Source organism: Vibrio tritonius, from assembly GCF_001547935.1.
In the GTDB taxonomy this organism is placed as follows: domain Bacteria; phylum Pseudomonadota; class Gammaproteobacteria; order Enterobacterales; family Vibrionaceae; genus Vibrio; species Vibrio tritonius.
Genome location: NZ_AP014635.1, coordinates 2,791,857 through 2,805,238 on the forward strand (window position 1 = coordinate 2,791,857; position 13,382 = coordinate 2,805,238).

At 43.0% G+C, this 13,382-nt stretch carries 9 protein-coding genes; 4 read left to right on the top strand and 5 right to left on the bottom strand.

Annotated elements, in window-relative coordinates:
- Together pstA and JCM16456_RS12355 are read right to left on the bottom strand one after the other, a co-directional pair.
- On the bottom strand, positions 1-1,653 hold the full coding sequence (gene pstA, locus JCM16456_RS12350; RefSeq protein ID WP_068714776.1) for a phosphate ABC transporter permease PstA: 1,653 nt from the start codon (positions 1,651-1,653) through the stop codon (positions 1-3).
- Between the two features lie 12 nt (positions 1,654-1,665).
- Entirely contained in the window at positions 1,666-3,855 is a 2,190-nt protein-coding gene (locus tag JCM16456_RS12355; RefSeq protein ID WP_068714778.1) for an ABC transporter permease subunit, read from the bottom strand.
- A gap of 188 nt (positions 3,856-4,043) precedes the next feature.
- Between JCM16456_RS12355 and ppk1 the strand changes: the two genes are divergently transcribed.
- The gene (ppk1, locus tag JCM16456_RS12360; protein ID WP_068714780.1) at positions 4,044-6,146 is read left to right on the top strand and encodes a polyphosphate kinase 1; all 2,103 of its coding nucleotides are present in this window, start codon (positions 4,044-4,046) and stop codon (positions 6,144-6,146) included.
- Entirely contained in the window at positions 6,130-7,629 is a 1,500-nt protein-coding gene (gene ppx, locus JCM16456_RS12365) for an exopolyphosphatase (protein WP_068714782.1), read from the top strand. Before ppk1 ends, ppx begins: the two co-directional genes overlap by 17 nt.
- Positions 7,630-7,743: 114 nt before the next feature.
- On the opposite strand, the gene JCM16456_RS12370 is transcribed toward ppx, so the two are convergent.
- Genes JCM16456_RS12370 through phoB form a run of 3 tightly spaced genes read right to left on the bottom strand, consistent with a single transcriptional unit; the run spans position 7,744 to position 10,732 of the window.
- The gene (locus JCM16456_RS12370) at positions 7,744-8,730 is read right to left on the bottom strand and encodes a PstS family phosphate ABC transporter substrate-binding protein (protein WP_068714784.1); all 987 of its coding nucleotides are present in this window, start codon (positions 8,728-8,730) and stop codon (positions 7,744-7,746) included.
- Positions 8,708-10,024, bottom strand: coding sequence for a phosphate regulon sensor histidine kinase PhoR (gene phoR, locus JCM16456_RS12375; protein WP_068714786.1), 1,317 nt, complete (start codon positions 10,022-10,024; stop codon positions 8,708-8,710). The genes JCM16456_RS12370 and phoR overlap by 23 nt, the downstream gene beginning before the upstream one ends.
- Positions 10,025-10,042: 18 nt before the next feature.
- Complete coding sequence (gene phoB / locus JCM16456_RS12380; protein ID WP_068714787.1) at positions 10,043-10,732, bottom strand: phosphate regulon transcriptional regulator PhoB; 690 nt, start codon at positions 10,730-10,732, stop codon at positions 10,043-10,045.
- A gap of 190 nt (positions 10,733-10,922) precedes the next feature.
- Here phoB and rdgC point away from each other — a divergent pair, with 190 nt between their 5' ends.
- Positions 10,923-11,837 carry a recombination-associated protein RdgC gene (rdgC, locus tag JCM16456_RS12385; RefSeq protein WP_068714788.1) on the top strand — a complete coding sequence of 305 codons (915 nt, stop codon included), beginning with the start codon at positions 10,923-10,925 and terminating at the stop codon, positions 11,835-11,837.
- A gap of 141 nt (positions 11,838-11,978) precedes the next feature.
- A complete protein-coding gene (gene trhP / locus JCM16456_RS12390) occupies positions 11,979-13,379 on the top strand; it encodes a prephenate-dependent tRNA uridine(34) hydroxylase TrhP (RefSeq protein ID WP_068714789.1) in 1,401 nt (466 codons plus the stop codon).
- The last annotated feature ends 3 nt before the right edge of the window (positions 13,380-13,382 follow it).

Sequence of the window (13,382 nt, forward strand, 5' to 3'; positions counted from 1 at the left end):
TTAATCTTGTCCTAATGTCCGATATTTTTCGCGCAAATTATTTCGAATACTGATAGCTGTTAAATTCAGCAATACGATGACCATCACCAATAAAAACGCTGTTGCATAAACAAGCGGACGCGCTGCCTCAATATTGGTAGTTTGGAATCCTAAGTCATAGATATGAAACCCTAAATGCATAAATTTACGCTCTAAATGCAAATAAGGAAATTCGTTATCTACCGGGAGATTCGAAGCAAGTTTCACCACACCAACTAACATTAATGGGGCAACCTCTCCAGCAGCCCGAGCAATAGCGAGAATCAACCCTGTAATCATAGCAGGGCTAGCCATCGGCAGAACAATACGCCACACCGTCTCAAACTGCGTGGCCCCAAGCGCTAGAGAACCATGACGAATTGAGTTGGGAATCCGACTAAGGCCTTCTTCGGTGGCGACGATCACGACGGGTAATGTTAATACTGCAAGGGTTAATGCCGACCACAGCAAGCCGGGCGTTCCAAACGTGGGAGTTGGTAAGTTCTCAGTAAAAAACCATTTGTCGATGGTTCCACCAATGGTGTAAACAAAAAAGCCCAAGCCAAATACACCATAAACAATGGAAGGGACACCTGCTAGATTAATCACCGCTACACGAATTAAACGAGTAAAGGCGTTATCTTTGGCATACTCATGCAAATAGACCGCGGCAATAATCCCCAAAGGCATCACCACGATTGACATCAAAAGCACCAACAAAACCGTACCAAAAATAGCAGGAAATACCCCGCCCTCTGAATTTGATTCACGAGGATCATCTGACAAAAATAGCCACACACCATGAGCCCAATGCGCAATTTTCTCTCCCATCGACATCTTGTTGGGATACCAAAAACGCAAGATTTGTCCAATGGGTAACGTCACTTGCTCCCCAGTCATATCCTCCATGATAAGTGCTTGCTTACCCAGCTGTTCTCTCAAGTCATCAATGTCTTGTTCAGCAAGGGCCATTGCATTATCGAGTTGGTTTTTCTCTAATTTATACTCGATAAGATAAGATTTGCTGAGTTGTCCGTTAAGCTCTTTTCGTCGTTTTTCATGCTGCAACTGCTCTACCTGATGGCCTAGGGCTGCGATTTTGTCCGTTATTAACGAATGAATTTGATCACGAATACGCTCGGCTTGCTCCATTCCATCAATAACAGCAGCATCGACATCATTAGCCATGGAACCATCTTGCTGAATATATCCCACAGGCCGACCGAAAAACTGCCCGTTACGTTCTCTATCGACAACAGCCCAATCTTTCGGCTGGGTTTTATCGCGTAAATGAATATCGAGAATCGAGATAAAATCCGACGTATTTCGTTCTCGATTGGCAATTTTGACACTTAAACGAGCAACACTGCCTCGCTCAATCTGCTCTTGGGTTAGAGGCAAATTTAAACTGTGAAGATGACTTAATGGCACCCATTCTTGCTCATAGAGCTGACCTACCAGTCTAGCGCCTTGATCGGTCTGCCACATATACAATGGCGAGGGCCAAAAGTAGGTGAGCCCCTTCCAACCGATGAACAGCATTAATCCTAAAACAGATAGCAAACTAGCGCTAACTGCACCTCCTGTAAGCCAAATCCAAGGAGCTCCGGACTTTATCCAACTAAATAGTCTCATTCTGTCTCCCGCTTACAATGATCGATATTTTTCGCGCAGTCGTTGTCGTACCCACTCAGCAATAGAGTTAACAACAAACGTAAAGGCAAATAAAATTAACGCGGCTAAGAATAGAATCCGAAAATGCGAACTGCCTACTGCAGCTTCAGGCAATTCAACCGCAATAGTCGCGGATAAAGTGCGCATGCCTTCAAAGATGTTCCAATCTAAAATAGGGGTATTTCCTGTCGCCATCAGCACAATCATAGTCTCGCCTACCGCACGACCTAGCCCCATCATGATCGCAGAAAAAATCCCAGGACTAGCCGTCAATAACACGACTCGGGTTAATGTCTGCCAAGGTGTTGCCCCCAGCGCTAACGAACCATCAGAAAGGTGTTTAGGTACGGAAAATATCGCGTCTTCGGCAATAGTAAATATGGTAGGAATGACAGCAAAACCCATCGCCAATCCCACAACTAGGGCATTACGCTGATCAAAATCGATACCATGTTGCACAAGGAATACTCGCACATCTCCATTAAACAACGCGCTTTCAATCAATTGGCTATTCGACATCATCAACCATGTCACCATCACTAACACTGGCATCAAGATAACAACGTGTAATCCATTGGGGATAAATCGCTTCCAGTCGTTGGGGAGTAATGTCCAAATCAAACCGGCAATAATGGTAGAGAGTGGTAATATCACAAGAAGGCACATCACCGCGGTTAAATGACTCTCAACTAATGGCGCTAACCATAACCCGGCTAAAAAGCCGATGATAACAGTCGGTAGTGCTTCCATTAACTCGATGGTCGGTTTCACTACACGACGTAGCTTTGGCGTCATAAAATACGCGGTATAGATAGCACCAAATACAGCAATGGGAACAGCAAAGAGCATGGCATAAGTCGCCGCCTTTAACGTACCAAAGGCAATAGGCACCAAACTAAATTTAGCTTCGAACTTGTCACTCGCAGAGGTCGACTGCCACACAAATTGCGGTTCAGGATAATGCTCGTACCACACTTTTTGCCACAACGCAGAAAAAGAGACTTCCGGATAATCATTACTAATTTTGGCGAGGCTTGCTACTTTCCCATCCCAAGTAACTATATAGCGTTCATTATTCGACATAGTCGCTAATAATGGCGACAACGACTCAATATGTTTGGTTAAAACCGTTTTTTCACTGGTGGTAAAATGATTTTGCACGACGCCTTGGTCATGAAAACTATAAAAACCTTTGCGGTAGGTGTCTGGCAACAAGAATCGAGTTGCTTTCGCTAGATGAAAAGTACGAATCTGTTGTAAACGTCGCTGTCCGTCTTTAAGAACATCAAACCATTGGCTTACTTGATCATTGTTATATGAGACCAAAAGTGAGTAAGCACCTGCTAACAATTTAATGTCGGTAACCAAGGCCCCTTGCTGAGAACCGCCTAAATCCACCAATTCTCTTACAACAAACTTATTACCTTTACGTTCTGCAACCACCAGCTCATTACGATCGCGTATGTAGAGAGTTTGTCCATCAGGAGTAAATAGCAATTGGTCGATATTATCTAATACGATAGGAAAGCGATAGTGATAAGACAATTTCGCCTCATCTAACGAGCCCCAATAAATTGTTAACGAACCATCATTTCGATATGTTGCAAGTGATACTTCACCCTCGTTGACCGAGAACGTGAAAACTCGGGCAACGGCATTGATATCGTTGAAAGTATAGTGATGCGTGATCAATTCGGGTTTCAAGTTTCGACCAGCACTGGTAATCTTGTAACTGAACTTTGGCTTCAACAGGGTGAAATGATGGTAAGCATCAAGAGTGGCAAACCATCCATAATCGATAGGCATATTTGCGATCAGCGCATTTTTCTCAGCGACTTTTTGACTAAACATCGCAGATTGTTCAGGCTGAGTTAGAGACCAAAACTGCGCTTCGCCATCTTGAGACAAGGTAAATAGAGCTTGGCCATAGTCATCAACGGCCATGGCATTGACATGATTAACAGGAATTGTGACCGTTGCTTGATTAGCTTGGAATTTTGCGCCACTAAACAGCGGAGTTACTACCATAGCAAAATAGACAAACATGAGCACTAATGCTCCGAGGACTCCCACTCCACCGCAAGTAACGGCAATACGAACCACACGATCTTTCCACAACCGTTGGTGGTCCCTTTTATTGAGTGAGAAATCAGTATCTGCCATGAATAACTCTAGTTAGAAAGCCTTGCATAAATTGTATGTCGATTAGGTGACAATTTTATTACAACGGTTATTTAACCGCCTGATAAAACAACAACTCTTCACATTGTGACATTATGTAATATAACTGTCATATAAAAACCCTAGTTTGCGAATGTTCAAATCGTTTATTCCAGTCGAAGGTGTGGTTCATGAGTGCGGAAAAGCTTTACTTAGATAAAGAGTTAAGTTGGTTATCTTTTAACGAAAGAGTTCTTCAAGAAGCGGCTGACAAAAGTGTCCCTCTAATCGAACGTATTCGGTTTCTTGGTATATTTTCTAATAACTTAGATGAGTTCTATAAGGTTCGCTTTGCTGATGTAAAACGTCGAATTGTGATAAACAATGAACAAGGTGGAAACAATAGCGCCAAACACTTGCTGAGTAAGATGCAAAGTAAAGCATTCAAACTTAATCAAGATTTTGACAATCTCTACAATGAACTCATCTTAGAAATGGCTCGTCGTCGAATCTTCTTGGTAAACGAAACCCAACTTGATGAAAACCAACAGCGCTGGATCGCTCAGTATTTCCGCCACGAAGTGCTTCCACACATCACCCCACTACTGATGAATGATGACATTGATGTCATGCAGTTTCTCAAAGACGAATACGCGTATATTGCGGTAGAGTTGAAAAACGCTGGCGATTCACACTACGCTTTGGTCGAGATACCAACCGACCAACTCCCCCGCTTTGTTCTCGTTCCAGAAGCAAAAGGTAAGCGACGTAAAACAATTATTCTGTTAGATAATATTATTCGTTTTTGTTTACACGATATTTTTAGCGGTTTTTTTGAATACGATCAGCTCAACGGTTATGCGATGAAAATGACTCGTGATGCGGAATACGATTTAAGTCACGAGGTAGAATACAGTTTGCTTGAGCAGATGTCCGAAGGATTGAGCCAACGCTTAAGTGCCATGCCTGTACGCTTCGTTTATGAGCGTGAAATGCCAGCAGAGATGCTCAAATTTTTGTGCGATAAACTTAAAATTTCTCACTATGACAGTTTGTTACCCGGCAGTCGCTACCATAATTTTAAAGATTTTATGGGCTTTCCTAACTTAGGCCGAGCTTACTTAGAAAACAAACCTATGCCGCCAATGCGCTGCGCTGATTTTGAAGGTTATGCTAACTCCTTTGACGCCATTCGTGACAAAGATATTCTGCTCTATTACCCATACCACCAGTTCGATCATGTGACAGAATTGGTTCGCCAAGCATCATTTGATCCCAAAGTCATTTCAATCAAAATCAATATTTACCGAGTAGCAAAAGACTCTCGCTTAATGAACTCCTTAGTCGATGCCGTTCACAACGGGAAACGAGTGGTTGTGGTGGTTGAGCTACAAGCTCGTTTTGATGAAGAAGCGAATATTGAGTGGTCGAAGATCCTAACGGAAGCGGGAGTACAAGTGATCTTTGGTGTGCCGGGAATGAAGATCCACTCTAAGTTACTACTCATTTCCCGTAAAGAAGGGGATGAATTCGTTCGCTACGCCCATATTGGTACTGGTAACTTCCATGAGAAAACCGCTCGCATTTACACCGACTTTGCTCTTTTAACAGCAGACAAAGAACTCACTAATGAAGTGCGTAATGTGTTTGGCTACATCGAGAACCCTTTCCGCCCTGTGAAATTCAATCACCTGATAGTTTCACCTCGTAATTCCCGAACTCAACTTTATCGTATTATTGATAGTGAAATTGCTAATGCGAAAGCAGGTAAAAAAGCGCAAATCAAACTCAAGGTAAATAACCTCGTTGATAAAGGATTAATTAATAAGCTTTATGGCGCGAGTGCAGCGGGTGTAAAAGTGGATATGATCATTCGAGGTATGTGCTCATTAGTTCCTGGCGTTGAGGGTGTCAGTGATAACATTCGGATTATCAGCATAGTCGATCGTTACCTTGAACACCCGCGCGTTATCATCACCTATAATGATGGTGATCCCCAAGTTTGGATCTCATCGGCTGACTGGATGACTCGTAATATCGATTACCGCATTGAAGTTGCCACTCCAATTCGCGATTCAAGACTTAAAAAAAGAATCATCGATATCATCAATATTCAGTTTACCGATACGGTAAAAGCTCGTTTAATAGACAAAGAAATGAGCAATAATTATGTCGAACGAGGTAACAAGAAGAAAGTGCGCTCGCAAATAGCCATCTATGATTACCTAAAGAATGTTGAGAAACAGACTCGCAGACTGAATAACAAAGAAGAGACCAATGAATCAACCTTATGACTCTAGAGATATAGCTGCAATCGATCTCGGCTCTAATAGCTTTCACATGGTCGTAGCTAAAGTCATCGATAAAGATCTACAAATTGTAAGTCGCCATAAGCAACGGGTAAGACTCGCCTCTGGATTAGATGAAAACAAAAACATTGATGAAGATGCTTTCTCTCGAGGCTTAGATTGTTTGGCCATGTTTGCGGAACGACTCCAAGGGTTTCCTATCGAAAATGTACGAATAGCAGCCACACAAACCCTACGCATTGCCAATAATGCCCACATGTTTTTACAAAGAGCTCGCGATGTACTGCCCTTTCCTATTGAGATCATTCCAGGAACGGAAGAAGCCCGTTTGATATATCTTGGTGTGGCTCACACCCAGCCTCAAGCAGAATCAATGCTCGTGGTCGATATTGGCGGTGGCAGCACGGAGATCATCATAGGGCAAGGATTTGATGCAGAACTGGTTTCGAGCAAACAGATGGGGTGTGTTAGCTACAACAATCGTTACTTTGCTAACAACAAACTGTCGAAGAAGAATTTTGTTGATGCGATTCTTGCAGCGCAGCAACGACTAGAATCGATCGCCAGTAAATATCGTAAGAAAGGTTGGAAAGTAGCCTTTGGCTCATCAGGAACCACCAAGGCCATCTATGAAGTATTGATTGGATTGGGATACACCGATGGCATTATTACTCTTGAACGCTTGGAAAAGCTTATCGAGCATTTGTGCCACTGGAACAGTATTGATGATATCCAGCTTGATGGCCTTAATGACGAACGTAAACCCGTTTTCGCCGCTGGTGTCGCGATCATGGCGGCGATTTTCCGTGACTTAAAAATCAAGGAAATGCACTTCTCTGATGGCGCTCTACGCGAAGGTTTACTGTATGAAATGGAAGAACGCTTTAAGTATAGCGATATTCGTCTTCGCACGGCTGAAGCGTTGGCGAACAAACATGCCGTTGATCTCGAACACGCGGCAAAAGTTCGCGGCTACGCTGGTGAATTTTTAAGCCAAGTATCAAGTGAAGTGGGTATCAAAAAACAGAGTGAACTGGCTACTCTGCTTGAGTGGGGCGCACTTTTACATGAAGTGGGCCTAAATATCAGCTATCAAGCATTCCATAAACACTCAGCTTATATTCTGCGTTATACCAATATGCCTGGCTTTAACAACGAACAACAACAAGTGTTAGCAACGTTGGCACGTTTCCAACGTAAGACACTAAAGCTCAATGAAATGGACTCATTTTCTCTTTTCAAAAAGAAACACATTCTTGGCTTAGTTCGGATTTTGCGATTAGCGATATTGGTCAATGGTCAGAGAAACGATGACCCATTACCTGAGTTACAACTGTCAGTTGAAGACGATGTGTGGACGCTGCGTTCAGACAATAAAAATTGGCTAGACGAAAATAAACTGCTGCATGCCGATTTACAAACTGAACAGCAATTTTGGGCAAACGTAGGTTGGGAATTGGCTTTCTAAATAACATCCTTCTCAAGCAGAAGTATCCTGCTTGAGAAGGGGCGATAAACACGTATCGATAAACACGACACGCACTTACCTATACAGGTTCGACAGTTTCACGTTTCGACGGAGTTATCGAACTTCAACACCGACTTTAGCAAGTTCCGTTTGCGCCACTTCTGGCGGTATCGCTAAATATCCTTCACGCTGAACCAAAGCTTGTCCTCGCTTAGAATAAATAAAGCGAACAAACTCTCTCGCCAACGGTGAAAGAGGCTCCAATGGATTTTTATTTACATACACATATAGATAACGCGAAAGTGGGTACTTACCAGCCACAATATTGGCCTTAGTGGGTGCAATGAAATGTTCACCCTGCTTGGCTATCGGAATCAGCTTAACACCAGAAACACGATACCCCATGCCTGAATAACCAATGGTTGTAATCGAAGAAGCGACTGACTGAACCACGGATGCAGAACCGGGCTGTTCATTCACTCCCCGCTTAAAATCCCCACTACAAAGAGCAACCTGTTTAAAATACCCATAAGTACCGGACACTGAATTACGACCAAAGAGCTGAATGCTCCGTTTGGCCCATTCATAAGGTATACCCAGTTGCTCCCAGGTATTTACACGCAAAGAACCACCGCAATTGAGTGTCGAAGAGAAGATACTATCGATCTGCTCAAAGTTAAGCCCTTTAATCGGGTTATCTTTATGGACAAATACCCCAATAGCATCAATCGCAATACGTAACTCAGTGGGTTTATAGCCATGTTCACGTTCAAACGCGTCCATCTCTCGAGCTCGCATAGGGCGACTCATAGGACCAAACTGCGCCGTACCATCCGTTAATGCGGGGGGAGCAGTAGCAGAACCAGAAGCTTGAACTTGCGCATTCACGTTAGGGTAAATTGATTTAAATTCTTCTACCCATGCAGTGGTTAACCCCGCAAGTGTATCCGACCCCACAGTGGTTAAACTACCTGCAATACCAATACTTTTTGCATAATCAGCTAATTCACTCTTCTGAGCAAACGCTGAACTGGCACACAACAAAATACCGAAAGCGCATACTCGCAGCCAAGACGAGCTAATTCGTTTTCTTATTGTCATGTATCACTAATCTCTTCGGTAAAATGAAAGAAAACTTACTGCCAACCCCGACTTCACTTTGGATTTCCAAACGAGATTCATGATGTGACAATGCGTGTTTAACAATCGCTAAGCCTAAACCACTGCCGCCAGTATCGCGAGAACGTGCTTTATCAACACGGTAGAAACGCTCAGTCAAACGATGCAAATGTTGTGGCTCAATACCATCACCGGTGTCAATCACCTCAAGACAGGCACCCTGTAGTGATTCAAACCATTTCACCGTAATTGAGGCACCAGATGGCGTATATTTAACGGCGTTATAAACAAGGTTAGAAATAGCACTACGCAGCTGATCTTCATCCCCCAACACCGTGAGGTTTTTATCCACTTCAAAATGGAAAGAGTGCCCAGCATCACCACTTAAACTCTGCGCTTCTTTTTCTAAGATCTCCAGCATGACCGGTACTTTTACTTCCTGATCCAGCTCATGCATCGGTGACGCTTCAATCTTAGATAGGGTTAAAAGCTGATTCACTAAACTGTTCATGCGGGCAAGTTGCTGAGACATCACCCCATGCGCTTTCGTCCACATTGGGCCAACTAACATATCTGGATCTTCAGTCATTTCCAAATACCCCTGCAGTACAGTCATTGGGGTACGCAATTCATGAGAGACGTTAGCAAAGAAATTACGACGCATGCCTTCCAACTGTTTTAGCTGAGTAACATCACGCACCACCATAAGATGTTCGCCTTCCGTGTAAGGCACAATACGTAATTCTAATGAACGCTCCACATTAAGGGGAGAGCGCATCTCTAAAGGCTCGGTAAAGTCATCTTTTTGCAGATACTTTATAAAATCAGGCGTGCGAATTAGGTTAGAGATAGGCTGACCAGAATCGTCTGGCCAATGAAAACCTAATAAATGTTGAGCAAGACGGTTACACCAAACAATATTACCTTCTGAGCGAAACACCACTACAGCATCGGGTAACGATTCAGCACCATTACGGAAACGACGTATCAAGTTACTTAATTCTTTACGTTTTTTACGTTGGCGTTGCTGCAAACGGTATAAACCGTTAAAGAGAGATTCCCATTGGCCAGAGCCAGAGGGCGGCGTTAAACGCTTTTCATCCCATAGCCACGCAGAAAGGCGAATTTGGTTGTGCAGATGCCATAATAATTGCATTGCCGTCGCAGCTAACAACAGCCAAGACATGTAACCAAAGATCCAGCCAATGATAATCCAAGGTAAGTAAAAAAAAGCCAGCTCCCAGGCTAGCTTTTTCCAAGTAAGTCGTTCAACCATAATAGAGATGAAATATCCTTAAGCTTTGGTTGAGAATCGGTAGCCCGCCCCACGCACTGTTTGGATCAATCGATCGTGTCCTGCGTCTTCCAGTGCTTTACGTAAGCGACGGATATGTACATCGACGGTTCTATCTTCAACGTACACATTGGTTCCCCAAACATTATTTAACAACTGTTCACGACTGTATACACGCTCTTGGTGTGTCATAAAGAAGTGCAACATCTTAAATTCGGTTGGTCCCATGTCTAGCGGTCTATCTTCAGCAGTAACACGATGAGAAACAGGATCCAATTTCAAACCTTGAACATCAATAACATCTTCAAGGGCAGTAGGCGTTACACGACGAATAACCGCTTTCAGTCGGGCAACCAGTTCCTTAGGCGAGAACGGCTTAGTGATGTAATCATCTGCGCCGACTTCTAAACCTCGAACTTTATCTTCTTCTTCACCGCGGGCTGTTAACATTACAACAGGGATGTTTCGCGTCATATCCTCGCGTTTCATATGCTTGATAAAGTTGATCCCACTACCGCCAGGTAACATCCAATCTAGCAAAACAAGATCAGGGAAGGGTTCGCATAGTTTGTTGACCGCAGTGTCATAATCTTCTGCTTCAACAGCTTGATAGCCTTTCTGTTCGAGCACGAAACAAAGCATTTCACGAATAGGTGCTTCGTCCTCTACAACCAGAATCCTTCTAGACATAATTGAATAACCTTTGCTTTTAATCAACGCTACGCATTATCAGAAATAATTATGACACTTTTGTGACCTTTGCAAAGAATTTTTCATATAACTTTCGCATCAAATTCATGATCAATATCTGACTATTCCATAAGACATTAGGACTCAAATCTCCTATTATGTTTCGCTTTCGAACAAGGAAAAGAAAAATATGTGGTTTAAAAACTGTATGGTTTACCGCGTAAATCGCGATGTAAACTTTAATGCTGATAAGCTAGAACAACAGCTAGCTGAGTTTCACTTCACCCCATGTGGCAGTCAAGATAAGCAAAAATTTGGCTGGGTACATGCGATGGGTAAACATGGCGACATGATGACTCACGTCAGTGAAGACCGCATTTTAATCTGTGCCAAAAAAGAAGAAAAAATGCTTCCTGCATCAGTTATAAAAGAATCTCTTGCAGAAAAAGTGGCACAAATGGAAGTGGAAGAAGGTCGTCCTCTAAAGAAAACAGAAAAAGACAATATCAAAGACGATATTATCATCGACTTGCTACCTCGCGCTTTTTCTCGCAGCCACTTAACTTACGTACTTATCATGCCAAGCCAAGGTTTAATTTTGGTTGATGCTAGCAGTTATAAAAAGGCAGAAGATGTTCTCGCTTTATTACGTAAAAGCATGGGAAGTTTGCCAGTGGTTCCAGCCATTCCAGAAACAGCAGTAGAAAGCACCATGACGGAATGGGTAAAAAGTGGCAATTTACCACAAGGCTTTAACCTCCTGGATGAAGCTGAGTTGAAATCACTTCTTGAAGATGGCGCAACGATTCGCTGTAAGAAACAAGAGTTAACAAGCGACGAGATTCTTAGCCACATTCAAGCCAATAAAGTAGTGACCAAATTAGCGCTTAATTGGCAGGATCGAGTGAGTTTTATCTTAGGTGATGATTGCAGTATTAAACGCATCGCGTTTAGTGATGAATTAAAAGATCAAAATGAAGATATTCCGCGTGAAGATCAAGCCGCACGCTTTGATGCTGATTTTTCGCTCATGTGTGGTGAATTAAGCACGCTATTGCCTAACTTATTCGATGTATTGGGTGGTCTTCCTAATACCAACGAATAAAACCACAGTCACTCTGATGATATTTATCAGAGTGACTTCCTCTCACCACTATTCATTCGCTTCAATTTGACGTAAAATTTGCGCCCCTCAATACCATCAGGTGGTATTGAACTGACTTGAGATCAGATAGAGAAAGAAGCAATGACTACAGAAAACACATTCGTACCCGAGCTATTGTCACCCGCTGGCAGCCTAAAAAATATGCGTTACGCTTTTGCTTACGGTGCAGACGCAGTATACGCAGGCCAACCTCGCTATAGCCTACGTGTTCGTAATAACGAGTTTAATCACGAGAATTTGCAAATTGGCATCAATGAAGCGCATGCCCAAGGCAAAAAATTCTACGTGGTATGTAATATCCAACCGCATAACTCGAAATTAAAAACCTTTATTCGCGATTTAAAACCAGTTGTCGATATGGGCCCTGACGCACTTATCATGTCAGACCCGGGCTTGATCATGATGGTGCGTGAAGCATTCCCTGAAATGACTATCCACTTATCAGTACAAGCAAACGCGGTTAACTGGGCAACAGTGAAATTCTGGGCTGCTAATGGTGTGGAACGCGTTATTGTTTCTCGTGAATTGTCTCTAGAAGAAATTGAAGAAATTCGTGAACATTGTCCTGAGACTGAAATCGAAGTGTTTGTACACGGTGCACTTTGCATGGCGTATTCTGGTCGTTGCCTACTATCTGGCTACATCAATAAACGTGACCCTAACCAAGGCACTTGTACCAACGCTTGTCGTTGGGAATACAAAGTAGAACAAGGTAAAGAAGACGCAGCAGGTCAAATCGTTGAAGCATTCGATCCTAAAGAAGCTCAAGCAATTGAAGTTCAAGAAGAACGCCCAGACAACACCATTGGTCTTGGCAAACCTTCTGATGAAGTCGTGCTACTTTCTGAAAGTCACCGCCCAGAAGAAAAAATGGCGGCATTTGAAGATGAGCATGGTACTTACATCATGAACTCTAAAGATTTGCGTGCCATTCAACACGTTGAACGCTTGACTAAAATGGGCATCCACTCCCTTAAAATCGAAGGTCGTACGAAGTCTTTCTACTACTGCGCTCGTACAGCTCAAGTTTACCGTAAAGCAATTGATGATGCGGTAGCAGGCAAGCCATTCGATGAATCACTAATGACTACCTTAGAAAGCCTAGCGCACCGTGGTTATACCGAAGGCTTCCTACGTCGTCACACTCACGATTCATACCAAAACTACGATTACGGCTATTCTGTATCGGATGCACAACAATTCGTTGGTGAATTTACCGGTAAACGCCGTGGTGAATTGGTTGAAGTAGAAGTGAAAAACAAATTTGTTATTGGTGACAACTTAGAATTAATGACACCACAAGGTAATGTCATCTTCACTCTAGAAATGATGGAAAACCGCAAAGGCGAAGCGGTAGAAGATGCGAAAGGTAATGGTCACTTTGTTTATATCCCTGTACCTGAAGAAATGAATCTTGAGTACGCTCTTTTGATGCGTAACCTTAACGCAGGACAAGATACTCGCAATCCAACAGGCAAGTAATCT